The 26799-nt window shown below is 55.2% G+C and carries 27 protein-coding genes; 16 read left to right on the top strand and 11 right to left on the bottom strand.

Annotated features, from left to right (window positions below; all coding sequences use genetic code 11):
* The first annotated feature begins 328 nt into the window (after window positions 1-328).
* Window positions 329-1651 carry a branched-chain amino acid transport system II carrier protein gene (gene brnQ, locus K6L24_RS16525; RefSeq protein WP_062747818.1) on the top strand — a complete coding sequence of 441 codons (1323 nt, stop codon included), beginning with the start codon at window positions 329-331 and terminating at the stop codon, window positions 1649-1651.
* A 53-nt stretch (window positions 1652-1704) separates the two neighbouring features.
* Window positions 1705-3057 carry a proline-specific permease ProY gene (gene proY / locus K6L24_RS16520; protein WP_062747816.1) on the top strand — a complete coding sequence of 451 codons (1353 nt, stop codon included), beginning with the start codon at window positions 1705-1707 and terminating at the stop codon, window positions 3055-3057.
* Window positions 3058-3103: 46 nt separating this feature from the next.
* Here proY and K6L24_RS16515 read toward each other — a convergent pair whose 3' ends face one another.
* Window positions 3104-4507 (bottom strand): MFS transporter, encoded by a 1404-nt coding sequence (locus K6L24_RS16515; RefSeq protein WP_425333075.1) that lies wholly within the window; start codon window positions 4505-4507, stop codon window positions 3104-3106.
* A 107-nt stretch (window positions 4508-4614) separates the two neighbouring features.
* On the opposite strand from K6L24_RS16515, the gene K6L24_RS16510 reads away from it, so the two are divergent.
* Window positions 4615-5280, top strand: a complete 666-nt coding sequence (locus tag K6L24_RS16510) for a helix-turn-helix transcriptional regulator (protein ID WP_062747812.1) — start codon at window positions 4615-4617, stop codon at window positions 5278-5280.
* An 89-nt stretch (window positions 5281-5369) separates the two neighbouring features.
* Here the strand turns inward: K6L24_RS16510 and K6L24_RS16505 are convergent, their stop codons facing one another.
* The 3 genes from K6L24_RS16505 to K6L24_RS16495 form a co-directional block, all read right to left on the bottom strand.
* Entirely contained in the window at window positions 5370-6644 is a 1275-nt protein-coding gene (locus K6L24_RS16505) for a histidine-type phosphatase (RefSeq protein ID WP_245006691.1), read from the bottom strand.
* 143 nt (window positions 6645-6787) lie between these two features.
* Window positions 6788-7390, bottom strand: coding sequence for a peroxiredoxin C (locus K6L24_RS16500; RefSeq protein ID WP_056233921.1), 603 nt, complete (start codon window positions 7388-7390; stop codon window positions 6788-6790).
* Window positions 7391-7585: 195 nt separating this feature from the next.
* A complete protein-coding gene (locus K6L24_RS16495; RefSeq protein ID WP_062747808.1) occupies window positions 7586-8167 on the bottom strand; it encodes an ACP phosphodiesterase in 582 nt (193 codons plus the stop codon).
* Window positions 8168-8328: 161 nt separating this feature from the next.
* On the opposite strand from K6L24_RS16495, the gene queA reads away from it, so the two are divergent.
* The 5 genes from queA to secF all read left to right on the top strand — a co-directional run bounded on the left by queA (window position 8329) and on the right by secF (window position 13806).
* Window positions 8329-9399 (top strand): tRNA preQ1(34) S-adenosylmethionine ribosyltransferase-isomerase QueA, encoded by a 1071-nt coding sequence (queA, locus tag K6L24_RS16490; protein ID WP_062747965.1) that lies wholly within the window; start codon window positions 8329-8331, stop codon window positions 9397-9399.
* Between the two features lie 75 nt (window positions 9400-9474).
* A complete protein-coding gene (tgt, locus tag K6L24_RS16485) occupies window positions 9475-10605 on the top strand; it encodes a tRNA guanosine(34) transglycosylase Tgt (protein ID WP_118664543.1) in 1131 nt (376 codons plus the stop codon).
* Between the two features lie 18 nt (window positions 10606-10623).
* Window positions 10624-10953, top strand: coding sequence for a preprotein translocase subunit YajC (gene yajC, locus K6L24_RS16480; protein WP_062747803.1), 330 nt, complete (start codon window positions 10624-10626; stop codon window positions 10951-10953).
* Between the two features lie 26 nt (window positions 10954-10979).
* Window positions 10980-12827 (top strand): protein translocase subunit SecD, encoded by a 1848-nt coding sequence (gene secD / locus K6L24_RS16475; RefSeq protein ID WP_072277477.1) that lies wholly within the window; start codon window positions 10980-10982, stop codon window positions 12825-12827.
* Window positions 12828-12864: 37 nt separating this feature from the next.
* Complete coding sequence (gene secF / locus K6L24_RS16470) at window positions 12865-13806, top strand: protein translocase subunit SecF (protein ID WP_213014354.1); 942 nt, start codon at window positions 12865-12867, stop codon at window positions 13804-13806.
* A 51-nt stretch (window positions 13807-13857) separates the two neighbouring features.
* Here the strand turns inward: secF and K6L24_RS16465 are convergent, their stop codons facing one another.
* Complete coding sequence (locus tag K6L24_RS16465) at window positions 13858-14421, bottom strand: SadB/YajI family lipoprotein (protein WP_222681656.1); 564 nt, start codon at window positions 14419-14421, stop codon at window positions 13858-13860.
* A 190-nt stretch (window positions 14422-14611) separates the two neighbouring features.
* Here K6L24_RS16465 and nrdR point away from each other — a divergent pair, with 190 nt between their 5' ends.
* The 6 genes from nrdR (at window position 14612) to pgpA (ending at window position 18676) form a co-directional block, all read left to right on the top strand.
* Window positions 14612-15061, top strand: a complete 450-nt coding sequence (nrdR, locus tag K6L24_RS16460) for a transcriptional regulator NrdR (protein WP_062747795.1) — start codon at window positions 14612-14614, stop codon at window positions 15059-15061.
* Between the two features lie 4 nt (window positions 15062-15065).
* A complete protein-coding gene (gene ribD, locus K6L24_RS16455) occupies window positions 15066-16169 on the top strand; it encodes a bifunctional diaminohydroxyphosphoribosylaminopyrimidine deaminase/5-amino-6-(5-phosphoribosylamino)uracil reductase RibD (RefSeq protein WP_118664541.1) in 1104 nt (367 codons plus the stop codon).
* A gap of 87 nt (window positions 16170-16256) precedes the next feature.
* Entirely contained in the window at window positions 16257-16727 is a 471-nt protein-coding gene (gene ribH, locus K6L24_RS16450) for a 6,7-dimethyl-8-ribityllumazine synthase (RefSeq protein ID WP_062747791.1), read from the top strand.
* Between the two features lie 16 nt (window positions 16728-16743).
* Window positions 16744-17163 (top strand): transcription antitermination factor NusB, encoded by a 420-nt coding sequence (gene nusB / locus K6L24_RS16445; RefSeq protein ID WP_062747789.1) that lies wholly within the window; start codon window positions 16744-16746, stop codon window positions 17161-17163.
* 51 nt (window positions 17164-17214) lie between these two features.
* The gene (thiL, locus tag K6L24_RS16440; RefSeq protein WP_062747787.1) at window positions 17215-18192 is read left to right on the top strand and encodes a thiamine-phosphate kinase; all 978 of its coding nucleotides are present in this window, start codon (window positions 17215-17217) and stop codon (window positions 18190-18192) included.
* Window positions 18170-18676, top strand: coding sequence for a phosphatidylglycerophosphatase A (pgpA, locus tag K6L24_RS16435; RefSeq protein WP_167550587.1), 507 nt, complete (start codon window positions 18170-18172; stop codon window positions 18674-18676). The genes thiL and pgpA overlap by 23 nt, the downstream gene beginning before the upstream one ends.
* 71 nt (window positions 18677-18747) lie before the next feature.
* Here pgpA and K6L24_RS16430 read toward each other — a convergent pair whose 3' ends face one another.
* The 4 genes from K6L24_RS16430 to xseB all read right to left on the bottom strand — a co-directional run bounded on the left by K6L24_RS16430 (window position 18748) and on the right by xseB (window position 22840).
* Window positions 18748-19722, bottom strand: coding sequence for an aldo/keto reductase (locus tag K6L24_RS16430; RefSeq protein WP_137270137.1), 975 nt, complete (start codon window positions 19720-19722; stop codon window positions 18748-18750).
* A gap of 91 nt (window positions 19723-19813) precedes the next feature.
* Entirely contained in the window at window positions 19814-21679 is a 1866-nt protein-coding gene (gene dxs, locus K6L24_RS16425) for a 1-deoxy-D-xylulose-5-phosphate synthase (protein ID WP_062747783.1), read from the bottom strand.
* Window positions 21680-21698: 19 nt separating this feature from the next.
* Window positions 21699-22598: a (2E,6E)-farnesyl diphosphate synthase gene (ispA, locus tag K6L24_RS16420; RefSeq protein WP_062747781.1), complete on the bottom strand. Its 900-nt coding sequence runs from the start codon at window positions 22596-22598 to the stop codon at window positions 21699-21701.
* Window positions 22598-22840: an exodeoxyribonuclease VII small subunit gene (xseB, locus tag K6L24_RS16415; protein ID WP_062747778.1), complete on the bottom strand. Its 243-nt coding sequence runs from the start codon at window positions 22838-22840 to the stop codon at window positions 22598-22600. Before xseB ends, ispA begins: the two co-directional genes overlap by 1 nt.
* Window positions 22841-23096: 256 nt before the next feature.
* Between xseB and thiI the strand changes: the two genes are divergently transcribed.
* Window positions 23097-24545, top strand: a complete 1449-nt coding sequence (gene thiI / locus K6L24_RS16410) for a tRNA uracil 4-sulfurtransferase ThiI (RefSeq protein ID WP_062747776.1) — start codon at window positions 23097-23099, stop codon at window positions 24543-24545.
* Between the two features lie 153 nt (window positions 24546-24698).
* Here the strand turns inward: thiI and yajL are convergent, their stop codons facing one another.
* On the bottom strand, window positions 24699-25295 hold the full coding sequence (gene yajL, locus K6L24_RS16405) for a protein deglycase YajL (protein ID WP_062747774.1): 597 nt from the start codon (window positions 25293-25295) through the stop codon (window positions 24699-24701).
* The gene (gene panE, locus K6L24_RS16400) at window positions 25249-26169 is read right to left on the bottom strand and encodes a 2-dehydropantoate 2-reductase (protein WP_222681655.1); all 921 of its coding nucleotides are present in this window, start codon (window positions 26167-26169) and stop codon (window positions 25249-25251) included. Before panE ends, yajL begins: the two co-directional genes overlap by 47 nt.
* Before the next feature lie 127 nt (window positions 26170-26296).
* On the opposite strand from panE, the gene K6L24_RS16395 reads away from it, so the two are divergent.
* Entirely contained in the window at window positions 26297-26788 is a 492-nt protein-coding gene (locus tag K6L24_RS16395; protein ID WP_062747769.1) for a YajQ family cyclic di-GMP-binding protein, read from the top strand.
* The last annotated feature ends 11 nt before the right edge of the window (window positions 26789-26799 follow it).

The following is a 26799-nucleotide window of genomic DNA, read 5'->3' as shown; positions in this document are numbered from 1 at the left end:
GCAAAAAAAATACAAATCATGTAACGCATTTTTTCTTATAACTAAATATATGCACTGGTTATGCAGTTTTTTACACTATATCATCCTGCTTTTCCGATCCCGTATTGCCTTTCGCCGCTATAAACGTTCTACTTACCCCCGTTTTTTCGTCATCCCTCTGCATACAGAAAATAATCAGCTCACATTCGCTGTTGATAAACCTAATGTAAGTGATTTCCACTGCATAGGTTGCATCAGACCACGTATTTAGAGCCATCAGGGGCACAGGTCTTTATAAAAAAGCCTGATAACACGATTTTTCACACCATCACGGGCAACACGATTTCTTATGACACATCGTTTAACTTCCAAAGATATTCTGGCACTGGGCTTTATGACGTTTGCCCTGTTTGTGGGGGCCGGGAACATCATCTTCCCACCGATGGTGGGCATTCAGTCCGGCGAGCACGTCTGGATCGCCGCGCTTGGCTTTTTAATCACGGCCGTGGGTCTGCCGGTGATGACCGTCATTGCGCTGGCGCGCGTCGGCGGCGGTATTGATGCCCTCAGCTTACCGATCGGAAAAGCCGCTGGCGTGGTGCTGGCTACAGTGTGCTATCTGGCCGTCGGACCTCTGTTTGCAACGCCACGCACGGCGACCGTGTCGTTTGAAGTGGGGATTGCACCGCTGTCGGGCGATGGCGAATGGCCACTGGCCATTTACAGCATGGTTTACTTCGCTCTGGTCATTGGTATTTCCCTCTATCCGGGCAAACTGCTGGATACCGTTGGCCACGTACTGGCCCCGCTGAAAATTTTTGCCCTGACCGTACTGGGCGTAGCAGCGCTGCTGTGGCCAGCAGGGGGCCTTTCACCTGCCACGGTGGATTACCAGCGAGCGGCCTTTTCCAGCGGCTTTGTGAACGGTTATCTGACCATGGATACTCTCGGGGCGCTGGTGTTTGGGATCGTGATTGTGAACGCTGCCCGCTCACGTGGGATCAGCGATGCGAAACTGCTGACGCGTTACACCGTTATCGCCGGACTGATTGCCGGGGTGGGCCTGACGCTGGTCTACCTTGCACTGTTTAAACTCGGCTCTGACAGTGCCTCTATCGTTGCCCAGGATGCGAATGGTGCGGCCATTCTCCATGCCTATGTTCAACATACGTTTGGCAACATGGGCAGCCTGTTCCTTGCTGCGCTGATTTTTGTAGCCTGTATGGTGACGGCGGTGGGGCTGACCTGTGCCTGTGCGGAGTTTTTTGAGCAGTTATTGCCTCTAACCTACCGTCAGTTGGTGTTTATTCTGGGGCTGTTCTCCATGGTGGTGTCAAATCTTGGTCTCAGCCATCTGATTCAGATCTCAATTCCAGTGTTAACTGCGATTTACCCGCCTTGTATCGTGCTGGTACTGTTGAGTTTTACCCTGAAATGGTGGAAGAAAAGCACGATAATTATTGCTCCGGTTATGCTGGTCAGTCTGGTATTTGGCATTGTCGATGCAATAAAAAGCACCAACTTTAAGGCAATGCTGCCAGCAATTACCCAAAATCTGCCCTTAGCCGATCAGGGGCTGGCATGGTTGCCGCCTTCTCTGGTGATGCTGGTATTGGCGGCCGTGTACGATCGCGTTTCAGGCCGCCAGTCGGTTACTGCGCATCAGCAATAGCGTTGTAAAATCCCCCTTACCTTCTTGCCGGTAAGGGGCCGACAGGTGGAAATATGACAAGTACAACACTCAAAAAAGGACTGAGCACCCGCCATATTCGTTTTATGGCTCTGGGTTCTGCCATTGGCACTGGGTTATTTTACGGCTCGGCTGATGCCATCAGAATGGCTGGCCCAGGCGTTTTGATCGCCTACCTTATTGGCGGGGCCGCCGCCTATATTATTATGCGTGCGCTGGGCGAGATGTCAGTGAACAACCCGCAGGCCAGCTCCTTTTCCCGTTATGCACGTGACTACCTTGGTCCTCTCTCTGGCTATATCACTGGCTGGACCTATTGTTTTGAAATTCTTATTGTCGCGATTGCCGATGTGACTGCCTTTGGTATTTACATGGGCGTATGGTTTCCGGATGTGGCGCACTGGATCTGGGTACTGAGCGTCGTGCTGATTATCGGCGCGCTGAATCTCGCCACAGTGAAAGTGTTTGGGGAAGTCGAGTTTTGGCTGTCGCTGTTCAAAGTCGCCACCATCATGGTGATGATCGTCGCCGGTTTTGGCATCATTTTCTGGGGCATCGGCAACGGTGGCCAGGCCACCGGGATCAGCAATCTGTGGACGCATGGTGGCTTTGTTCCTAACGGCTGGATTGGCGTGGTGCTGTCGCTGCAGGTGGTGATGTTTGCCTTCGGCGGCATTGAAATTATTGGTATTACAGCGGGAGAAGCAAAAGACCCTCAGGTATCCATTCCCCAGGCGATAAATACCGTCCCGCTGCGAATTCTGATTTTTTATGTCGGCACGCTGTTTGTGATTATGTCGATTTATCCATGGAATCAGGTGGGAACCAATGGCAGTCCGTTTGTGCTCACGTTCCAGCATTTGGGCATTGCGGCAGCGGCAGCCATACTGAACTTTGTGGTCATCACCGCTTCACTGTCAGCGATTAATAGCGATGTATTTGGCGTGGGGCGAATGCTTCATGGTATGGCTGAGCAGGGGCATGCGCCGAAGGTGTTTGCCAGCGTATCACGTCGGGGTATTCCCTGGGTGACGGTGCTGGCCATGATGATGGCGATGCTGGTGGCGGTATACCTGAACTACCTGATGCCAAAAAAAGTATTCCTGGTTATTGCCTCGCTGGCAACCTTTGCCACCGTCTGGGTGTGGATTATGATCCTCTTCTCTCAGATTGCCTTCCGTCGCACGCTGACCCCTGAGCAAAAGAACGCACTGAAGTTTGCGCTGCCGGGGGGATCGGCGACCGCGATGGTTGGCATCCTGTTCCTGATGTTTGTGATTGGGCTGATCGGCTATTTTCCCGACACCCGCATATCGCTCTATGTTGGGATGGGCTGGATCCTGCTGTTGCTGATAAGCTGGCAGTGGGTGAAACGTAAAAATCGATAAACCCTCAGTGCTGGTCAGCTTAACTGACCAGCACTATCCTTCTTACTTATTGAGACAACGCTGCCCGTCGGGCACTGAAGAACGCCAGCAGAGGTGCGACAGCAAGCACGCTAAACACGATCCTTGCTGCACTGCTGGCACCTTCCACGCCGCCGGGTACATTCAACCCTCCCAGATTGGCCAGCATCCCTGCCAGTGCCGCACCTAACGCGGTAGCAAAAAGTTGTACCGTGGAGATTGAGGCGGCAGCAGCATCCTGCTCGTCACGGGTGGCGACATCCAGCACGCGCGTCAGCAGATGGGGCCAGCCCAGACCAATGCCAAAACCCACCAGCAACAACCCCAGTGAAATGATCACCACCAGCATACGACCCGAGTCGCTTTGTAACGGAAAGAAGAAAGCCAGTATTACCATCCCGGCCAGCACAAGCAGGGGGCCGGACACGATAGCCCGCGACACTTTTTTCGCTCGCCAGCCTGAGCTCCAGATTTCCGCCAGCGTCCAGCCTGCCGCCATCAGCGCGGCCAGATAGCCGGATATCAGCGGGGTCTGACCATGGAGGTTCTGCAGGAAATAGGGAACAAAGGTTTCGCTGGTCATGCCCACCACCAGCAGGCCGATGGTGAGATAAAGACTCAGCAGCGGGGAACGCAGGCGCAGTGCATTACGTGGCAGCAGGCAGGCCTCACTCACCCATTCCTGGCGGATTAACAGCGCTATCATCAGCATGGCCAGGGCCACCCCTGTGAGGTTGGCACTCAGTTGTGATTTCGTACTGCCGATACTGATGGCCAGGACTGCGCCGGTAAGCAGCAACAGCTGTATCAGTGGCAGGCGGCCGGCTGGCCTGCGTTGGCGACTCTCCGCAGGCAAAGCCCGCCATACCACCCAGGCGTAGATCGCTGTCATGGGGAGCAGGAAAACAAAGGCCAGCCGCCATGCATCTATATCGGCAAAGATGCCCCCAATCGCCGGGCCGATCAGCGTGGCCACCCCCCACATCCCCGAGATCAGGGCAAAGGCACGCGGCCACAGCGCTCTTTCAAAGACCTCGTAAATTATGCTGTAGCCCAGGGCAAACATGAAACCACCGCCAAGGCCCTGAATGGAGCGCCCCACTAACATTGTCAGCATATTGGGGGCCAGCGCGCACAGCAGAGAACCGGCAACAAACAGCAGAATGGAGAGAGCGTAAGTCCCTCGTGACCCGGCGCGACTTAACGTCCGGCTGGTCAGCGCCGAACCGATAATTGAGGCAACCACAAACAGCGTGGTATTCCAGGCGTAGAGAGTGAGTCCGCCGATCTCTTTAACGACGGAAGGCAGCACGGTGGTCGCGATGTAAATATTAATAGCGTGAAGTGCCACGCCACCAGATAGCGCGACAGAGCGCAGGGCATTCTTACCGGAAAGAAGATCCCCCCAGTTTCCTTCATGAGATGACATAATGGCGTCCTTAAACGACGATAGTGAGTCACTCAGGGTTGCCTGCTTTCATGCCCTGAGGTAAATTAATAAAACAAGAAAACGCTTGTTATATTATTTGAGGCAGAAAAATGTTGTCAACACATCCCTGGCCTGCCGAGGCTAAAGAGCATTTATCGACATCACAGAGACTGCTTCATTTGCTGAAAACGCGTGGACCGCAGCAGGCTTCTGAGGCGGGAAACGTGCTGGGCATGACCGCTGAAGCGGCACGTCAGCAGTTCAATAAGCTGGCAACGGAAGGGCTGGTGGCCGCATTTTCGCAGGCGCGAGGCGTCGGGCGTCCCTCCCAGTTCTGGCAGCTTACTCCGGAGGGGCAGAAACAATTTCCGGATACCCATCCTGAACTCACGGTACAACTGCTGGATGTGGTGCGTGAATCCTTCGGTGAACAGGCGATTGACATGCTGATTGCCAGACGCGAGGAGAAAACCCGTGAGTTCTATCGCCAGGAGCTGTCAGCCCTTTCAGACCTGACGGCGCGGGTGGCGCGTCTGGCAGAGATACGTTCTGCAGAGGGGTATATGGCGGAATACGCGGTGCAGGAAGATGGCAGCCTGCTGCTGATTGAAAACCACTGCCCGATTTGCGCGGCCGCAGCCAGCTGTCAGGGGTTCTGTCGCGCTGAGCAGGCCATTTTCAGTGAAGTCCTGGAGGCCGAGGTGGTTCGCGTGGAGCACATCCTCAGCCAGGCCCGCCGCTGTGCGTATCGGGTACAGGCTGTTACAGGAGCCTGACCACCAGAGCACGCCTTTCGCGTGCTGAGGCGGGAAGCGGCACCGGCAATATCTTCCCGGCCTCAGGGCAGCATCACTGCGGGAATGATTTACTGCGCATAGCTGACCGGGCGCAGTAGCGATGGGTCGATGTGCTGGCGCAAGCGCTGCAGGGCGCTGTCGTACGGACAAAGGGTACCTGCCTCCGTTTTCTGACAGCCGGCATAGTGCCACTCGGTGGCCAGCAGTGGATGCTGCTCACCGAGTGGCGTCAGATTGCGTATCTGATTGAGGCTCTGTCCGCGGAACACGACGCGGATATAGCGTTTACCGCTGTCTGTATCCTGCCAGCGTTCAAATACCAGACTTCCGGCAGGCTGAACGGTGCCGCGCGGATAGTCCCCCTGCTGCCAGCTGAAGTTCAGCAGGGTACGCAGATAGGCGATATTCACATCATGGGCAACGTACAGCAGCCAGCGGGTATCCGGCGGCGCATTGTCCTGAGGGGAAATCCCCTGCTGGAGCGCTTTGGCAATCTGATCCATAAACAGGGAGCCGCCGCGCTGCGCAACGTAGGGCTGATCGTTGGTGGCGTCATATTTCGGTGTCAGCATGGCCATCAGTTTCCCCATCTCCCTGGCGCTGGAGGCATGACCAAACGCTACCTGACTGAGAGGTTTATTCTCACTCCACTCCAGGCGCAGAGTTTCGGCCATCGCGGCCAGTGTATCCAGGCCGGTGATCATAATACGCCCGTCAGAGGCGAATTTAATTTCCCACGTCTTATCAAACACCGGGCAGGGCAGGTCTGGCAGGCAGACAGCTTTTTTCAGCAGGGAAAGTTCCGGCTGAAGCCGTTTTTGTGCCTCGCTGAGGCTTCCCCCCAGGGCTTTAAGCGCGCCTGCACGTTGCTTCTGTGCATCCAGCGTGACGTCGCCCGGGCTGTCGTTCTGAAACAGCGGGTCGTTATGCACGGGTGAGAAATGCACGGTCAGACCGCAGCCGGGAAACGCGCCGTCCGTCAGCGCTTCGGCGGTAGCGCGTGTACGCTGCAGCGGGCTGGCCCAGACGAAAATATCCTTCTCAGTGGGACAACCGGCCCCGATCAGTCCGGCCCGGCGGTATTCATTGCCCTCGTATTGCCCTTTTAACCAGGCCGCAGTATAGCCGTGGCCGGTCAACTGGCCGTCAGCTGTCAGCCACGTGGCCCAGGGGCGGCCACTGCCGGTTTCCATCTCTTTACGGTTGTCTGCCGTAGGGGGGCGCACCCCATGACGGCTGACTTCCACCACTTTTTCCAGCACGTAATGGGGCGCGGCCTGAGCGAGCAGGCTGAGCGAACTGAGCAGGGCGGCGAGGGAAAAACGCAAAGCGTGCTTTTTCATCAGGATCATCCTTGTTGTGGTGTCTGTACCAGTGGGCATCATTACAAAGTTTTTCATACAGGTGTGACGAAAGGTGCGGAGAAGGGGAGGACAGACGAAAAAAAAGCCCGCCGAAGCGAGCTTTATTGAAAACGCAGCGGTAATTACAGCTTCGCAGCATTCTCAGACAGGTATTTAGCCACACCTTCCGGTGATGCGCCCATACCTTCTTTTCCTTTTTCCCACTGAGCCGGGCACACTTCGCCGTGCTCTTCGTGGAACTGCAGCGCGTCAACCATGCGCAGCATTTCATCGACGTTACGACCCAGTGGCAGATCGTTAACCACCTGGTGACGAACCACACCGGCTTTGTCGATCAGGAAAGAACCACGCAGAGCAACGCCCGCATCCGGGTGCTCAATGCCGTAGGCTTTCTGGATTTCACGTTTGATGTCAGCAACCATCGCGTACTGAACTTCGCCGATGCCGCCTTTATCAACCGGCGTTTTACGCCATGCGTTATGCACGAACTCTGAATCGAAGGAAACACCCACAACTTCTACGCCACGCTTCTGGAATTCGGCATAACGCTTGTCGAAAGCGATCAGCTCAGAAGGGCATACGAAGGTGAAGTCCATTGGCCAAAAGAACACAACGGTGGCTTTACCAGCGGTGTGTTTTTTAAAGTTGAAGTTCTCTACGATTTCACCGTTGCCCAGGACGGCGGCGGCAGTAAAATCTGGGGCTGGACGAGTAACCAGGACCATGTTCACTCCTGTAAAAGTAAGTTGAAGTAAGGTGACAAGACGCAGGCAGTATACGGGGCGTGCCCGGTGTCGGGCCAGCGTGCTGTACCGATTATTCGGATAGGTTGTGCCTATCAAAATTCGAGTAATTATAAAGCAGTATCATACAATAGCCCTTTTTTGAAAAAGGGCAAGGTGTAAAAGTGGCAATGACTTTTAGAGTTCACGCCGTACTGCCTGCGTCATCATGCGCGGATAAAGCTGCCAGAAAAACTCTTCAAGGCGCTGATAGTTATCGACAAAATCGCGGTAACTCTCTTCCAGTGCGGCCAGCTTAGGACGGCGGCTTGCCATACCCTGTAACACGTTCTGCAGGAACGGCGCTTCGGCGTAGCGCTCCATCCAGCGTCCTTTCCATAAGTGATGGTTAAGAGTCTGGAAGCGTTCCGGCGTGGGACCAAGTTGAGGTTCGATCACACTTCTGACATGTGACAAAAAAGCTGGCAAAGAAATTTCCGGCACCAGTGTATCCCAGTGAGATGACAGAAAATGATCCCAGATGACATCAAGGGTAATGGGGGACACACGGCGTGTTTCACTGCGGAAGAGCTGGCGCGCGCTGCGGACTTCCGGCAGTGCATCCGTCAGCGCGTCAATGCGGCGGTGCAGGGCAATGCCTTCAGCAACAGGCGCGGGCCACTGTTGGTAAGGATTACCGCGAACATAATCGGCCATCATATTGCCCAGCAGTGAGCTGTCGGCAAGGGTGGCAAGATGGAGGTGGGCAAGATAATTCATGGCGGGATTCTAACCTATAGCGGGCAGACTTCAAGCAGCGGGTGTGCCGGCGGCATTGGACTTATTTTGCCAATAGTTTTCAGGGATAGTCAGCAGATTGTTTAGCTATGAGCAGTTTTCAGCTAGAATGTGCGCCCTGATTTCCCGGATTGTAAATGACCATGCGCGTTGCCGATTTTAACTTTGAGTTACCTGAATCTTTGATTGCCCACTATCCGCAGGCCCAGCGCAGCGGTTGCCGTCTGCTGTCGCTCAATGGCCCGGATGGCGAACTGACGCATGGGGTCTTCACCGATTTGCTGGATAAGCTCAATCCCGGCGACCTGCTGGTGTTTAACAATACCCGGGTGATCCCGGCACGTATTTTTGGCCGTAAAGCCAGCGGCGGTAAAATCGAAGTGCTGATCGAGCGTATGCTGGACGACAAACGCGTGCTGGCACATGTGCGCGCGTCGAAAGCCCCCAAGCCCGGCAGTGAGCTGTTGTTGGGCGACGAGGAAAACGTGTCGGCCACCATGCAGGCCCGCCATGATGCCCTCTTTGAAATCGAATTTCACGATCCGCGTCCGGTACTGGATATCCTGAATGACATCGGCCATATGCCGCTGCCGCCGTATATTGATCGCCCGGATGAAGACGCTGACCGCGAGCTGTACCAGACGGTGTACAGCCAGAAACCCGGCGCCGTAGCGGCACCCACGGCAGGACTGCATTTTGATGAGCCCCTGCTCGCCGCCCTGCGGGAGAAAGGCGTTGAGACCGCGTTTGTGACCCTGCACGTCGGGGCCGGGACTTTCCAGCCCGTGCGCGTAGACACCATTGAAGATCACATCATGCACGCCGAGTATGCGGAAGTGCCGCAGGACGTGGTGGATGCCGTGCTGGCATGTAAAGCACGTGGCAACCGGGTGATTGCCGTGGGCACCACCTCAGTACGTTCACTGGAGAGCGCCGCGCAGGCGTCCCGGGATGCGCTGATTGCGCCATTCTTTGGCGACACCAGCATCTTTATCTATCCCGGTTATCACTATCAGATCATTGATGTGCTGGTGACCAATTTCCACCTGCCGGAATCCACGTTGATTATGCTGGTTTCGGCATTTGCAGGCTATCAGCATACGATGCACGCTTATCAGCAGGCCGTAGCTGAAAAATATCGCTTCTTCAGCTATGGTGATGCGATGTTTATTACCCGTAATCCGCAGGCTGTCAGCGAAATTCCGGGTCAGTAATCCTTTCCAGGGGGGGCGGCACCGTCCGGCCCTTTTTAACCATTAACATCAGACTGTTTCTCTGATGGAGGCAATGTGAAGTTTGAATTAGACACAACTGATGGTCGCGCGCGCCGTGGCCGTCTGGTTTTTGAGCGTGGCGTGGTGGAAACTCCGGCGTTTATGCCGGTGGGTACCTACGGCACGGTAAAGGGAATGACGCCTGAAGAAGTGCTGGATACCGGTGCGCAGATCATCCTCGGCAACACCTTCCATCTGTGGTTGCGCCCGGGCCAGGAGATCATGAAACTGCACGGTGATCTGCATGACTTTATGCAGTGGAAAGGGCCGATTCTGACTGACTCTGGCGGTTTCCAGGTCTTCAGCCTGGGTGATATCCGTAAGATCACTGAAAAGGGCGTGCATTTCCGCAATCCGATCAATGGTGATGCGATCTTCCTTGATCCTGAAAAATCGATGGAGATCCAGTTCGACCTGGGATCTGACATCGTGATGATCTTCGATGAATGTACCCCGTACCCAGCTGACTGGGATTACGCCAAACGCTCAATGGAGATGTCATTGCGCTGGGCGCAGCGCAGCCGCGATCGCTTTGATTCACTGGGTAATAAGAACGCGCTGTTCGGTATTATTCAGGGCGGAGTTTACGAAGATTTACGTGATGTCTCAGTTAAAGGACTGGTAGATATTGGCTTTGATGGGTACGCTGTGGGCGGCCTGGCGGTCGGTGAACCAAAAGAAGACATGCACCGTATTCTGGAACATGTCTGCCCGCAGCTTCCCGAGGATAAGCCGCGCTACTTAATGGGCGTGGGTAAGCCACAGGACCTGGTAGAGGGCGTGCGCCGGGGTATCGATATGTTTGACTGCGTGATGCCTACCCGTAATGCGCGTAACGGCCATCTTTTTGTGACCGACGGCGTGGTGAAAATCCGCAATGCGAAATATAAAGATGATACGTCTCCGCTGGATGCCGAATGCGACTGCTATACCTGCCGCAATTACAGCCGTGCTTATCTGTATCACCTTGATCGCTGTAACGAAATTTTGGGTGCGCGTCTCAACACCATCCATAACCTGCGTTACTATCAGCGTCTGATGGCCGGGTTACGCCAGGCTATCGAAGCAGGTCATTTAGAGCAGTTTGTCACTGAATTCTACCAACGGACGGGTCTGGCGGTTCCGCCATTACCGTCTGATAATTAAACAAATGAGGGAAATTTAATGAGCTTTTTCACTTCTGATGCCGTAGCAGCCGCAGCACCATCTCAGGGAAGTCCTTACTCTCTGGTGATTATGCTGGTTGTGTTTGGTCTGATTTTCTACTTTATGATCCTGCGCCCTCAGCAGAAACGTGCGAAAGAGCACAAGAAACTGATGGACTCCATTTCTAAAGGTGATGAAGTGCTGACGACCGGTGGTCTGGTAGGCCGTGTGACTAAAGTCGCTGAAACCGGCTATGTTGCTATCGCACTGAACGAAACCACTGAAGTTGTGGTCAAACGTGACTTCGTTGCCGCCGTTCTGCCGAAAGGTACAATGAAGGCGCTTTAATTTTCGATTTCCCTAAGGGAACTGCCGTGTTAAACCGTTATCCTTTGTGGAAGTACATCATGCTGATCGTCGTGTTACTCGTCGGTCTGCTGTATGCACTGCCTAACCTGTATGGTGAGGATCCGGCCGTTCAGATCACTGGTGCGCGCGGAAGCGCCGCCAGTGAGCAAACGCTGGTTCAGATCCAGACCGCATTAAAACAAGATAATATTCAGGCCAAATCACTGGCGCTGGAAAATGGCGCTATTATGGCGCGTTTCGCCAACACTGACGTGCAGATGCGCGCGCGTGAAGCGATTATCAAAACGCTTGGCGATAGTTACGTTGTGGCGCTTAACCTCGCCCCTGCAACGCCATCATGGCTTGCCATGCTCAACGCTGAACCGATGAAACTCGGTCTTGATCTGCGTGGCGGTGTTCACTTCCTGATGGAAGTGGATATGGATACGGCTCTGGGTAAACTCCAGGAGCAGAATATCGACAGCCTGCGTAGCGATCTGCGTGAGAAAAGCATTCCTTACGTTAACGTTCGTAAAACCAACAATTACGGTATGGAAATTCGTTTCCGTGATGCCGCCGCACGCGATCAGGCCGTCACTTACCTGACAGGTCGTCACCGCGATATGGTCATCAACAGCAGCGGCAGCAATGCCCTGACGGCGGTAATGAGTGACGAACGTCTGCGTGAAGCCCGTGAATATGCGGTGCAGCAGAACATCAATATTCTGCGCAACCGTGTGAACCAACTCGGCGTGGCCGAACCGCTGGTACAGCGCCAGGGTTCTGACCGTATCGTGGTCGAACTGCCGGGTATTCAGGACACGGCTCGCGCGAAAGAGATCCTCGGCGCTACAGCGACTCTGGAGTTCCGCCTGGTGAATACCAGCGTGGATGCCACGGCGGCGGCCAATGGCCGTGTACCGGGTGACTCTGAAGTGAAAGACACCCGTGATGGCCAGCCTGTTGTGCTGTACAAGCGTGTGATCCTCACTGGTGACCATATCACTGACTCCACTTCCAGCACGGATGAATACAACCAGCCACAGGTTAATATCTCCCTGGACAGCGCGGGCGGTAACATCATGTCCAACTTCACCAAGGACAGCGTCGGTAAAGCGATGGCAACCCTGTTTGTCGAATATAAAGACAGCGGGAAGAAAGACGCCAACGGCCGCGCCATTCTTGAGAAGCAGGAAGAGGTCATTAACGTCGCCAATATCCAGTCCCGCCTGGGTAACAGCTTCCGTATTACTGGCATTAATAATCCGAACGAAGCCCGTCAGCTCTCGCTGCTGCTGCGTGCCGGTGCATTGATTGCGCCTATCCAGATTGTTGAAGAGCGGACGATTGGCCCGACAATGGGTCAGCAGAACATCACTCAGGGTCTGGAAGCCTGCCTGTGGGGCCTGATCGCCTCCATCATCTTTATGGTGGTGTGGTACAAGAAGTTTGGTCTGATTGCGACCAGTGCGCTGCTGGCAAACCTGGTGCTGATTGTCGGTATCATGTCCCTGCTGCCTGGTGCCACGCTGACCATGCCGGGGATTGCCGGGATTGTGCTGACGCTGGCGGTAGCGGTCGATGCTAACGTACTGATCAACGAACGTATCAAGGAAGAGCTGCGTAACGGACGTTCCGTTCAGCAGGCGATCCATGAGGGCTATAAAGGCGCGTTCTCCAGTATCGTTGATGCTAACGTCACGACGCTGATCAAAGTGTTGATTCTGTACGCAGTCGGTACAGGTTCAATTAAAGGCTTTGCGATCACCACGGGAATCGGTATTGCGACCTCGATGTTTACCGCAATTATTGGTACTCGCGCCATCGCCAATCTGTTGTACGGCGGCAAACGCATCAACAAGCTGTCTATCTGAGGAGTGCGTTGTGTCACAGGAACATAGTGTTGAACAAATGAACCACGGCCGTAAAGTCTATGACTTTATGCGTTGGGACACGCTGGCTTTCGCCATCTCGGTGCTGTTGTTGATTGCATCCGTAGCCATTATGGGCGTGCGCGGTTTTAACTGGGGTCTGGATTTCACCGGTGGTACGGTGATTGAAATTAACCTTGAGCAGCCCGTTGAACTGGATCTGCTGCGCGACAGCCTGGTGAAATCAGGATTTGACGAGCCACAGGTGCAGAACTTTGGCAGCAGCCGTGACGTGATCGTGCGTATGTCACCGCGTGAAGGGAATGCAGGTCAGGAGCTGGGCGCGAAAGTACTGGCGACGATCAATCAGACCACCCAGCAGCAGGCGACGGTTAAGCGAATCGAATTCGTCGGCCCAAGCGTGGGGAGCGATTTGGCTCAGGCTGGCGGGATGGCGCTGTTATCCGCGCTGATTGCCATTCTGATCTATATCGGTTTCCGCTTTGAGTGGCGTCTTGCCCTGGGAACGGTTCTGGCGCTGGCGCACGATGTGATTATCACGGCCGGTCTGCTGTCGCTGTTCCACGTGGAGATTGACCTGACTATCATTGCCTCACTGATGTCAGTCATTGGCTACTCGCTAAACGACAAAATCGTGGTATCAGACCGTATTCGTGAGAATTTCCGCAAGATCCGTCGCGGTTCGTCTTATGACATCACCAACGTCTCCCTGACGCAGACCCTGAGTCGTACCATTATCACCTCGGTAACAACCCTGGCGATGGTCATGATCCTGTTTGTCTTCGGCGGCGCGTTACTGAAAGGTTTCTCGTTAACCATGCTGATCGGTATCACTATCGGTACCATCTCGTCGATTTATGTCTCTTCTGCGCTGGCGCTGAAGCTGGGCATGAAACGCGAGCATATGTTGCAGCAGAAAGTGGAAAAAGAGGGCGCAGACCAGCCTTCGATTCTGCCTTAATGGGTTGAACCGCTTCAGACTGAAAGGGCCACGCATTGCGTGGCCCTTTTTTTATGGTGCTGACACCGCAGGCGGCGGACTGACCACGACATCGTGAATCCGGACATACCCCAACTGCTCCGGTGGGAGGTTGCTCAAGCGCAGGGGCAGCGTCACTTCCGATTTTGGCAGCAGTTCACGGGCTACCGCGATCGGCTGTACCTGACTGTTTACCGTCAGGGGTTTACTGGTGGTGCTGTCAAGTTCTCCCCATTCCACCTGGGCCGTAAAGGCCGGCAGTGGCGTCTCCCCGGTGGCTCGAATATGCAGGATGGCACGGGTTCCGTTGGCTTCCTGCTGTACATGACTCAGCGACAGCTTCAGCTCACCGGCCTGACTTTTCAGGATCACGCCGGTATTGGCTGCAGGTAACAGCCAGGCACCCTGTGCCGAACCGCTGTTCAGATTGCCCTGTTGCTCAAGCGCGGCAGCCTGCTTAGTGAGCTTTCGCATCTCCTGGGTCAGTTTACCCACTTCGTTGTGCAACTGATTAATTTTTGGCTGAGGCGGCGTGCTGGCACAGCCCGCCAGCAACAGCAGCGAACCCAGTGACAGACGAAGATAAGTGCTTGTCATTGTTCATTTCCTTTTGATTAAAGCGAATGACATTATCTTAGAGCAAACGGGTCTTGATCGCCTGCAAAGAAATAAGGGATTTTGTTGCGTAAGCCGCATAAAATCAGGGCGGTTTTGCCGACGTGCCTTTGGCACACAGCCGGGTTCGCGGTACACTAGCCGTTACTCTTTAGAATTAACAGGACGCGTCATGTATTGCCCATTCTGTTCTGCCGTGGATACGAAAGTGATCGACTCCCGTCTGGTCGGGGAAGGCACCTCTGTGCGCCGCCGCCGCCAGTGCCTGGTGTGTCATGAACGGTTTACGACCTTTGAGGTGGCCGAACTGGTGATGCCGCGCGTGGTCAAGAGCAATGATGTGCGTGAGCCATTCAATGAAGACAAGCTGCGCAGTGGCCTGATGAAAGCGCTGGAAAAACGGCCGGTTAATTCTGATGCGGTCGAAACTGCACTCACCCATATCAAAAGCCAGCTACGGGCGACGGGGGAGCGTGAAGTTGCCAGTAAGCTGATCGGGAGCCTGGTGATGGATGAGTTAAAAAAGCTGGATAAGGTGGCCTATATCCGCTTTGCCTCTGTCTACCGTAGTTTTGAAGATATCCGCGAATTTGGCGAAGAGATCGCCCGCCTACAGGACTGACGTTATGCGTGATGAAATGTATATGGCGCGCGCGCTGGAGCTGGCGCGAAGAGGGCGTTTTACCACCACACCGAACCCTAACGTGGGCTGTGTGTTGGTTCGCGACGGCGACATCGTCGGTGAAGGCTACCATCTGCGTGCCGGTGAGCCACACGCGGAGGTGCATGCGTTACGCATGGCCGGTGAAAAAGCTAAAGGCGCGACAGCCTATGTGACACTGGAGCCGTGTAGCCATCACGGGCGTACACCCCCGTGCTGTGACGCCTTAATAAGCGCCGGTGTTAGCCGCGTTGTCGCGGCCATGCAGGATCCGAACCCGGAAGTCGCAGGGCGTGGCCTCTACCGTTTACAGCAGGCGGGTATTGATGTCAGCCACGGCCTGATGATGCAGGAGGCCGAAGCACTGAATCGTGGTTTTCTTAAGCGCATGCGTACCGGTTTCCCCTGGGTGCAGCTTAAACTGGGGGCATCGCTTGATGGCCGCACCGCGCTGGCCAGTGGCGAAAGTCAGTGGATTACCTCGCCGCAGGCGCGGCGCGACGTCCAGCGTCTGCGGGCACAAAGTTCCGCCATTCTCAGCACCAGTGCGACCGTACTGGCGGATAACCCGTCATTAACGGTACGTCACCAGGAGCTGGATGACGCGACTCAGGCTGATTACCCCGCTGACCTGCTGCGCCAGCCGGTGAGAATTATTGTCGACAGCCAGAATCGCGTCACGCCTCAGCATCAGCTTATTGCACAATCCGGTGAAACCTGGCTGGCGCGCACAACCTGCGATGAACTGGCATGGCCGGAAAATGTCACTCAGTTCAGTGTGCCGCGGCATAACCAGCGGCTGGATTTAGTGGCAATGATGATGCTGCTGGGCAGAAAACAGATTAACAGTGTCTGGGTGGAAGCCGGGGCGCAGTTTGCAGGGGCGTTGTTACAGGCCGGGGTGGTGGATGAACTGATTGTTTATCTGGCCCCTAAACTGCTGGGTGATCGCGGGCGAGGCCTGTGTCAGCTGCCGGGCCTTGAGCATCTCGTCGATGCTCCCGCTTTTGCTTTTAGTGATGTCCGTCAGGTTGGGCCTGATTTACGCCTGACGCTGGCGCCGTTATAGCGGTTTGCGCAAAAACAAGCAGACCCATGAAGAGTATGATAGAATCCGCCCCCCTGCGGGGCCAAACAGAACCCTGAAAGGAAGAATATGAACGTTATCGAAGCTGCTGTTGCTACTCCTGACGCGCGCGTTGCTCTGGTTATTGCGCGTTTCAACAACTTTATCAACGACAGCCTGCTGAGTGGTGCCATTGATGCCCTGAAGCGTATTGGTCAGGTCAAAGATGAAAACATCACCGTCGTCTGGGTTCCGGGTGCCTATGAGCTGCCAATGACCGCACGTGCGCTGGCGAACACCGGTAAGCATGATGCCGTTGTGGCGCTGGGAACCGTTATCCGTGGCGGTACCGCCCATTTCGAATATGTGGCAGGTGAGGCCAGCTCTGGTCTGGCCAGCGTTGCCATGAACAGCGATATCCCGGTCGCTTTTGGCGTACTGACGACGGAAAACATCGAGCAGGCCATTGAACGCGCCGGAACCAAAGCGGGTAATAAAGGTGCTGAAGCAGCCCTGACCGCTCTGGAAATGATTAACGTATTGAAAGCCATCAAAGCCTGATTTTAAGGGGAATTTCGTGAAACCTGCTGCTCGTCGCCGCGCCCGTGAATGTGCTGTTCAGGCACTTTACTCCTGGCAAATCTCCAAAAACGACATCGCTGATGTCGAATACCAGTTTCTGGCGGAACAGGACGTCAAAGACGTCGATATTACTTACTTCCGTGAGCTGGTCGGCGGCGTTGCAACTAACAGTGCATACCTCGACGGCCTGATGCAACCTTACCTGTCACGCCAGCTGGAAGAGCTGGGACAGGTTGAGAAGGCTATCCTGCGCATCTCACTGTTTGAACTCAGCAAGCGTGCAGACGTTCCCTACAAGGTGGCGATCAACGAAGGGATCGAACTGGCTAAAGTGTTCGGTGCTGAAGACAGCCATAAGTTTGTCAACGGCGTGCTTGACAAAGCTGGCCCGTTTATCCGTCCCAACCGCAAATAATTCTCTGAGGCCGCTCATCACGGCCTCATCTTTTTACTCCCGGAATGCATTATGGCTTGTGGCGAATTTGAACTGATTGCACGTTATTTTGACCGTGTAACCAGTTCCCGTCGCGATGTTGAAAAAGGCATCGGTGACGACTGCGCATTACTCGGCGTACCGGAAAAGCAGACGCTGGCAATCAGTACTGACACGCTGGTGGAAGGCGTGCATTTTCTGCGTGATATTCATCCCGCCGACCTCGGATATAAAGCCCTTGCAGTAAACCTCAGCGACCTGGCTGCCATGGGCGCCGATCCTGCATGGCTGACGCTGGCCCTGACGCTGCCGGAGATCAATGAAGCCTGGCTGAAAGACTTCAGCGACAGCCTGTTTGAGCTGCTCGACTACTACGATATGCAGCTGATTGGTGGTGACACCACGCGTGGGCCCTTGAGTATGACACTGGGCATTCATGGCCTGGTGCCGCAGGGACGGGCGCTGAAGCGCAGCGGTGCGCGCGTGGGCGACTGGATCTATGTCACCGGCACCCTCGGTGACAGTGCCGCTGGCCTTGAACTGCTGCAACACCACGTGAAGATTAACGATCCGGCAGCCCATGAGGCGCTGATCAAGCGCCATCTGCGCCCGATGCCGCGAATCCTTCAGGGGCAGGCGCTGCGCGATCTCGCCAGTTCGGCTATCGACCTGTCTGACGGGCTGATCTCCGATCTCGGCCATATCCTTAAAGCCAGTGACTGTGGTGCCCGCCTCCATCTGGATGCGCTGCCGATCTCCGCTGTACTGAAACAGCACTTCGAACCGGAACAGGCCGTACGCTGGGCGCTGAGTGGGGGCGAAGACTATGAGCTGTGCTTCACCGTTCCGGAGATTAACCGCGGCGCGCTGGACGTGGCGCTGGGCTATCTTGGCGTTCCCTTCACCTGCATCGGTCAGATTGCTCCGCAGTCGGAAGGGCTGACGTTGTTACAGGACGATAAGCCGGTAGAACTGAACCTGAAAGGATTTGACCATTTTGGCACGCGCTAAGGACGTGGCGAAAAGTCGCCTGAAGATGAGCAACCCCTGGCATCTGCTGGCGACCGGGTTTGGCAGCGGTCTCAGCCCCTGGATGCCGGGAACAGCAGGGTCCCTGGCGGCCATTCCGTTCTGGTATCTGCTTAACCTGCTGCCGCAGGATCTCTATTCACTGGTGCTGCTGCTGGGGATCAGTATCGGTGTCTACCTTTGTCACCGTACCGCGAAAGATATGGGTGTTCACGATCATGGCAGCATCGTCTGGGACGAGTTTATCGGCATGTGGATCACCCTGATGGCGATCCCGACCGACAGCTGGCAGTGGGTGCTGGCAGGCTTCCTGGTGTTCCGCGTTCTGGATATCTGGAAACCCTGGCCCATCCGCTGGTTTGACCGCAATGTGCACGGCGGCATGGGGATCATGGTCGATGATATTATTGCCGGGGTGATCTCTGCCGGCCTGCTCTGGGGCAGCGCACTCTATCTGGCGGGCTGATGCAGGGGGCCGGCCTGTTGTTGCGACCGGCCCTTTATAACGGTCAGCCCGGTGAACCCTTCACCCCGGGGTTATTCAAACCCGACGACCGGGTGCGGCTGATAGACGCTTTCCAGTTCAAAAATCTCTTCCTGCGTTAATTCAACGTCCACTGCTCTCACCAAATCTTCCAGTTGTTCACTGCGCGAAGCGCCAATGATCGGTGCAGCCACCACGGGTTTACTCAACAGCCAGGCCAGCGCGATTTGCGCACGACTCACGCCTTTATCCCGGGCAATGTTAGCCAGCCTTTCTGCAATTTCTGCATCATTCTGCTCACTCTGGTTGTAGAGCGTTTCGCCGTATTCATCCGATACGGAACGGGCGGTGGTTTCCCCCCATGGGCGTGTAAGACGGCCGCGGGCCAGCGGGCTCCAGGGCAGTACGGCAATATTTTCTTTCAGGCACAGAGGATGCATTTCACGCTCCTCCTCGCGCTGGATCAGGTTGTACTGATCCTGCATGGTGACAAAACGCGTCCAGCCGTTGCTGTCTGCCGTCTGCAGCGCGCGCTCAAACTGTTCCGGGTGCATGGAGGACGCACCGATGTAACGTGCTTTACCCGCTTTAACCACGTCATGCAGGGCTTCCAGCGTCTCTTCGAGCGGCGTCTCGTAATCCCAGCGGTGGATTTGCAGCAGATCGACGTACTCCATTCCCAGGCGCTGCAGGCTGTCATCAATGGACTGCATGATACTGGCGCGCGACAGGCCGCCGGCCAGGTTGCTCATCGGGAAATAGACTTTTGTCGCAACGACGACCTCATCACGCCGGGTAAATTCCCGCAGGGCCCGGCCCACAATTTCTTCGCTACTGCCGTCAGAGTAGCTGTTAGCGGTGTCAAAAAAGTTGATGCCGGCTTCCAGTGCCTGGCGGATCAGCGGGCGGCTACTCTCTTCGGGCAGCGTCCAGGCATGGCGGCCCCGGTCGGGTTCACCATAGGTCATGCAGCCCAGGCACAGGCGGGAAACGGTCAGATCGGTATTGGCTAACTGAAGGGTTTTCATGCGGACTCCTGCTATTAATCATTCATTAAGAATAGCAGGCAAAAAAAAGCTCCCGGGGAAGGGAGCACGTTGTAACACTTTAGCGGCAGAATTACTGTGCCAGCCAGGTCTCGATCTGCTGGCGGATACCGGCGGCATCCAGCAGGTAATCGGCACGGATTTCATCCTGCGTTCCCTGGGGAATAAAGGCATCCGGCAGGCCGATATTCAGCACCGGAACTGGCCGGCGCTTAGCCATCAGCAGCTCATTCACTCCACTTCCGGCTCCGCCTTTAATGGCCCCTTCTTCAAGGGTGATCAGCGCATCATGGCTGGCGGCCAGTTCGAGGATCAGCGCGTCATCCAGGGGTTTCACAAAGCGCATATCCACCAGCGTGGCATTCAGCGCCTCGGCAACAGCAGCGGCTTCCGGCAGCAGCGTGCCGAAGTTGAGAATTGCCAGCCCGCTTCCTTCACGCAGCGTGCGTCCCTTACCCAGCGGCAGTGAGGCCAGCGGCTCCAGCGCCGCACCGGTTCCGCTGCCGCGCGGGTAGCGTACCGCACTGGGTCCACTGTCGTGATGATAGCCGGTATACAGCATCTGGCGGCACTCGTTTTCATCGCTTGGCGTCATGATCACCATGTTTGGAATACAGCGCAGGAAGGCGATGTCGAATGCGCCCTGATGTGTCTGACCGTCGGCACCGACAATGCCACCGCGATCGATGGCAAACAGCACCGGTAGCTTCTGGATTGCCACGTCATGGATCAGCTGATCATAGGCGCGCTGCAGGAAGGTGGAATAGATCGCCACCACCGGCTTATAGCCGCCGATGGCCAGCCCGGCGGCAAAGGTTACCGCATGCTGTTCAGCAATCGCCACATCAAAATACTGCTGCGGATAATCGCGTGAGAAGCTGACCATACCCGATCCTTCACGCATGGCTGGGGTGACGGCCATCAGCTTACTGTCTTCTGCGGCGGTTTCACTCAGCCACTGGCCGAAAATTTTCGAGTAGCTTGGCAGACCTTCCGCACTTTTGGGCAGTAAACCGCTGGCAGGGTCGAATTTCGGCACCGCGTGCCAGCTAATCGGATCTTTCTCAGCCGGGGCGTAGCCTTTACCTTTTTTCGTCATCACGTGCAGGAACTGCGGGCCTTTCAGTGCACGCATATTGCGCAGCGTCTGTACCAGCGCCAGCACATCGTGACCGTCAACAGGGCCGATGTAATTAAAGCCCAGCTCTTCAAACAGCGTGCCCGGCACCACCATTCCTTTCAGGTGTTCTTCGGTGCGTTTGACCAACTCTTTGATCGGCGGCAGGCCGCCCAGTACTTTTTTGCCACCTTCACGCAGACGTGAATAGGTCTTGCCGGACAGGATCTGCGCGAGGCGGTTGTTCAGTGCTCCGACGTTTTCTGAGATCGACATTTCATTGTCGTTCAGCACCACCAGCAGGTCGGCTTTAATATCCCCGGCGTGGTTCATCGCTTCGAACGCCATGCCCGCGGTGATCGCACCATCGCCAATGACACAGGCGGTACGGCGATCTTTTCCTTCTTTCCCGGCGGCCACAGCCATACCGAGACCGGCGCTGATGGAGGTGGACGAGTGGCCGACGTTAAGCACGTCATATTCACTTTCATCGCGCCACGGGAAAGGATGCAGGCCATTTTTCTGGCGGATGGTACCGATGCGATCGCGACGCCCGGTCAGGATTTTATGCGGATAGGCCTGATGGCCCACATCCCACACAAGATGATCAAACGGCGTGTTATAGACGTAGTGCAGGGCAACGGTGAGTTCTACCACACCAAGACCAGACGCAAAATGACCGCTGGAGCGGCTAACGCTGTCGAGCAGATACTGGCGTAGCTCGTCACAGAGTTTTGGCAGACTCTCTTTCGGTAGCAAACGTAATTCTTGCACCGTGCTTGCCAGAGCAAGCGTCGGGTATTTTGCAGGTTCAAAACTCATTCAGAGACTCATTTGGAAGTTATTTATCGCGTTCAATTATAAAGCCTGCCAGCGCCCTCAGTGGGGCGGTGTCGTAAGACTGTGCGGCAAGCGTTTCTAATGCGCTGAGGGATTCCTGGTAGAGATCCCATGCTTTTTTCCTGGCATTATCCAGCCCCATTAACGCCGGATAGGTACTTTTGCCTAACTGCTGATCGGCTCCCTGCCGTTTACCGAGTACGGCGGTATCGCCGATGACATCCAGAATATCGTCCTGTACCTGAAATGCCAGGCCAATCGCACTGGCATAACGATCGAGAGCGGGCAGGGCAGCGCGTCCGTGCTCACCGGCGGTCAGGGCACCCAGTCGCACTGCAGAACGGATCAGCGCGCCTGTTTTATGACGATGGATCTGTTCCAGCTCGTGCAAACTGACCTGTTTCCCTTCTGCGGCCAGATCCAGAGCCTGCCCGCCACACATCCCGGCCACACCGCTGGCCTGGGCCAGCTCTGACAGCATCGCGATACGGGCTTCCGCCGTTACACCGGGCATCGGCGTGTCGGCAAGAATAGAAAAGGCCAGAGTCTGTAAGGCATCCCCTGCAAGAATGGCAGAATCCTCGCCAAACTTTATATGGCAGGTGGGTTGTCCGCGACGCAGACTGTCATCATCCATCGCGGGTAAATCGTCGTGGATCAGGGAATACGCATGAATGCATTCCACGGCGGCTGCAGGCGCATCAAGCGCCGCATCGTCAGCGCGTAGCATTTGGCCCGTTGCGTACACCAGGAAGGGGCGTAATCGTTTACCCCCTAATAGTGCCCCATATTCCATCGCATTCACCAGAGGACTACTCTGAAAGGGCAATAGCGAAATAAACCGTTGCAGTGCGGCATTCACCCGCTGATAGTGCGCGGTGAGTAACACATTGAAATCCATCAGTCATTTTCCGGCAGGTAAGGCGTCAGGTCAGCGTCTTTATCTTCGCTGAGTAAAATCTGTACACGCTGTTCAGCCTGCTGCAGTGTTTTCTGCCCGTTACGCGCCAGTTGCACGCCCCGTTCAAATTCATTCAGCGCTTCTTCCAGGGGAAGACTGCCGCTCTCAAGATGGGTAACAATCTGTTCCAGCTGCTGCAGTGATGTTTCGAAACTGACAGGCTGTTCGGCTTTTTTCGGCATGTTTAATCCTGACTTATCATTTTTCATCAGTAAAGGCTCATGGTAGCTGATGACAAATGATTAGCAAAATATCCCTGCATTTTTCACACATCAGGGAAGGGTAATCAGGGCTGCAGATGAAGAAGCAGCCACTGTACAAAGATGATATACTACTGCGCCTGGATGCAAAGGGCGTAAGCCAATTTGCAAGACTCTGATTTTATCAGTTAAGTGCCATGCTGTTCAGCACTTAATTACCTGACGAATACATGCCGCTATGAAGTTTATCATTAAGTTATTCCCTGAAATTACGATTAAAAGTCAGTCAGTACGCCTGCGTTTTATCAAAATCCTCACCGGTAATATCCGCAACGTTCTCAAACCCTTCGATGAAACCCTCGCCGTTGTGCGCCACTGGGACAATATCGAAGTGCGCGCCAAAGACGAAAATCAGCGTGAAGCCATCGTGGCTGAACTGACGCGAATCCCGGGTATTCACCATGTGCTGGCGGTAGAAGACCGTTCATATACCGATGTACATCATATCTTTGAGCAGGTTCTGGAAATGAACCGCGAGCGCATTGAGGGTAAAACCTTCAGTGTGCGTGTGAAGCGTCGTGGTAAGCACGCGTTCAGTTCGCAGGATGTGGAGCGCTATGTCGGTGGTGGCCTTAACCAGCACGTTGCGACGGCACAGGTGCAGTTAAATCGCCCTGATGTCACCGTGAATCTGGAAATTGAAGACGATCGCCTGATTCTGGTTACTGCGCGCTATGAAGGGATTGGCGGTTATCCGATTGGTACGCAGGAAGATGTGCTGTCGCTGATCTCGGGCGGCTTCGACTCGGGCGTCTCCAGCTATATGCTGATGCGCCGTGGCTGCCGTGTGCACTACTGCTTCTTTAATCTCGGCGGTGCCGCGCATGAGATCGGTGTTCGTCAGGTGGCCCACTATTTATGGAAGCGTTACGGCAGTTCGCACCGCGTGCGTTTTGTGGCGATTAACTTTGAGCCGGTTGTCGGGGAAATCCTCGAAAAAGTGGACGACGGCCAGATGGGCGTGGTGCTGAAGCGCATGATGGTGCGGGCGGCATCGAAAGTGGCCGAGCGCTATGGCGTACAGGCACTGGTGACCGGTGAGGCACTGGGCCAGGTATCCAGTCAGACGCTGACCAACCTGCGCCTGATCGACAACGCCAGCGATACGCTGATCCTGCGCCCGCTGATCTCTCATGACAAAGAGCACATCATCAAAGTTGCCCGCGAGATCGGGACGGAAGATTTTGCCCGTACCATGCCGGAATACTGCGGGGTGATCTCGAAGAGCCCGACGGTTAAGGCTGTTAAAGAGAAAATCGAAGCGGAAGAGCAGCACTTCGACTTCAGCATTCTGGATCGCATGGTCGATGAAGCGACGAACGTCGACATCCGTGAAATCGCAGAAAAGACCGAAGAAGAAGTGGTAGAAGTGGAAACCGTGGATTCGTTCGCTGAAAACGATGTGATCCTGGATATCCGCTCCAGTGACGAGCAGGATGCTCGTCCGCTGATGCTGACGGGGGTGGAAGTGAAACCGCTGCCCTTCTACAAGCTGGGTACTCAGTTTGGCGATCTCGATCAGCAGAAGACCTGGCTGTTGTACTGTGAGCGCGGCGTCATGAGCCGTTTGCAGGCGCTGTATCTGCACGAGCAGGGCTTCAAAAACGTTAAAGTGTATCGTCCTTAAGTCAGTGCCATTCTGGCTTACTGGCCATTTCGTGCCCGGGCAGTGCTCGCCCTCCTCACGTACTGATGTACGCTGTGGAGGCTGTGTGCTGACCGGATGCGAACGGGCTGCGCGGCCGGCATCGGGTGCGTCCGGCCGCAAACTGACAATATTTCAATCGCGGTAGTCGTAAATCCCGGCGGCCAGAACCATCTGCTCTGCCACCTCGCGCGCTTTCTCTTTTCCTGCCACTAAATCAATCAGCTTCAGGGCGAAATCGATCGCGGTGCCCGGCCCCTGGCTGGTCAGCAGGTTGACGCGACGATCCCACACCACGCGACGATCCATCCACTTTTCTTCAGGGATGGTCTCTTTCAGACCGGGATAGCCGGTCATATTGCCGACGGGAAAAAGATCGTGTGGGATCAGGACTGTCCCGGCGGCGGCGCAGATTGCCGCGACAATGCGTCCTGACTGATTAAACTGGCGGACCGTTTCGACCAGCAGCGGGCTGTCGCGAAAGCACTCTGCGCCTTTTAACCCGCCGGGCAGCACAATGGCGGCGTAGTCATCATCGGCAACTTCCACCAGTGGAGCATCGGCCAGCAGCCGGACGCCACGGGAACAGACTATTTCGCAGTTGCCATCATCCGCTACGCTGGCCGTGACCACTTTCAGCCCGGCGCGCACCAGTAAGTCAATGGTGGTGACGGCCTCGGTCTCTTCACTCCCAGGTGCCAGGCAAACCAGAACCGATGGTTTCGCGGTCATAATCTTGTTCCTTACGTTTAATAAATTCATAGAGGCGGCTGTTTTCCGGTGTTGTCAGCCCCTGCGCGCGTGCACGGCGGATGACATAGCCGTTGATGTAATCAATCTCGGTGCGGCGCTTTGCACGAATATCCTGCAGCATCGACGAGGTATTGCCTGCCGTACTGCGGATGACTTCCAGCACGTAATCAATCAGCCACTCTCGTGATGTGTGCTGGCCTTCACGCTCCATGACGCTGGCTACCTCGTTGCTCAGCGCTTCGATCTCCTGGCGATGTTCCGCCAGTTCACCGTTCGTACAGTTGTAAAACACACTCAGAGGGTTGATCACACAGTTGACCGCCAGCTTCTGCCACGCGGCGGAAGCCACATTATTGTGCCATGCCACGTCCGGCAGAGCGCGGTGCAGTATCTCTGCCAGTTCGCTCATCTCCACGCCTGCGGGGAGTGCCGGGCCAATATGGGTAATCCCGGAAGCGACATGGACAATGACCGTGCCGTCACGACGGGCAGCATGCGTCGTCACCCCTTTCAGCAGGGGCTGGAGCAGGCCCTTCAGCTCATCCAGCGTCCCCATGCCGTTGTGCAGCAGCAGAACCGGGCAGTGGGCGGGCAGTACAGACCGGAGATTTCTCACGGCTTCAGAAACCTGCCACGCTTTCAGCGTGACAATCAGCAGTTCACATTCGGCCAGAAAGGTCGGATCGTTAGCAATAAACGTTTTATTGAGCGTCAGACCATTCAGGCCGATAACATTCACCGAGCAATAGGGTTGCGGTACCCGCAGCCATCCCTGCACTTCATGTCCCTGTTGTTCCAGAGCCGCTAACCAGATTTGCCCCAACGCTCCGCATCCAAGTACGGTAATTTTCATTATTCCTCCCCGCACGCGGGTTGAGTTAACCGTCCTGCTCATTATTATAGCTTTCAGCGCCAGCGGTTTTATTTACCTGCGGCAAGCAGGTATTATGCCTGTCACTTTAGTATCAGGAGAATAGATCATGCCATCTTTCGATATCGTTTCTGAAATTGATATGCAGGAAGTGCGTAACGCGGTAGACATTGCTAACCGTGAGATTGCCACCCGCTTTGATTTTCGCGGTGTAGAAGCCAGCTTCGAGCTGAATGAAAAAAATGAATCCATCAAAGTATTAAGCGAGTCCGACTTCCAGGTGAAACAGCTGGTGGATATTCTGCGTGAAAAACTGCTGAAGCGTGGCATTGAAGGGGCTGCGCTGGACGTACCTGAGCAGATTGAACACAGCGGTAAAAGCTGGAGTGTCGAAGCGAAGATGAAAAAAGGCATTGAGTCCGACATCGCTAAAAAGCTGGTTAAGCAGATTAAAGACAGCAAAATCAAGGTCCAGACTCAGATTCAGGGTGATGAACTGCGGGTAACTGGCAAGTCGCGCGATGACTTACAAAGTGCAATGGCGCTGGTAAGGAAAGCGGATCTGGGGCAGCCGTTCCAGTTCAAAAACTTCCGCGATTAGGCACTCAGGCC

This window comes from Erwinia persicina (assembly GCF_019844095.1).
GTDB classification, from domain to species: domain Bacteria; phylum Pseudomonadota; class Gammaproteobacteria; order Enterobacterales; family Enterobacteriaceae; genus Erwinia; species Erwinia persicina.
The sequence above is the reverse complement of the archived record's forward strand: the minus strand, read 5'-3'. Positions and strand labels throughout refer to the sequence as shown.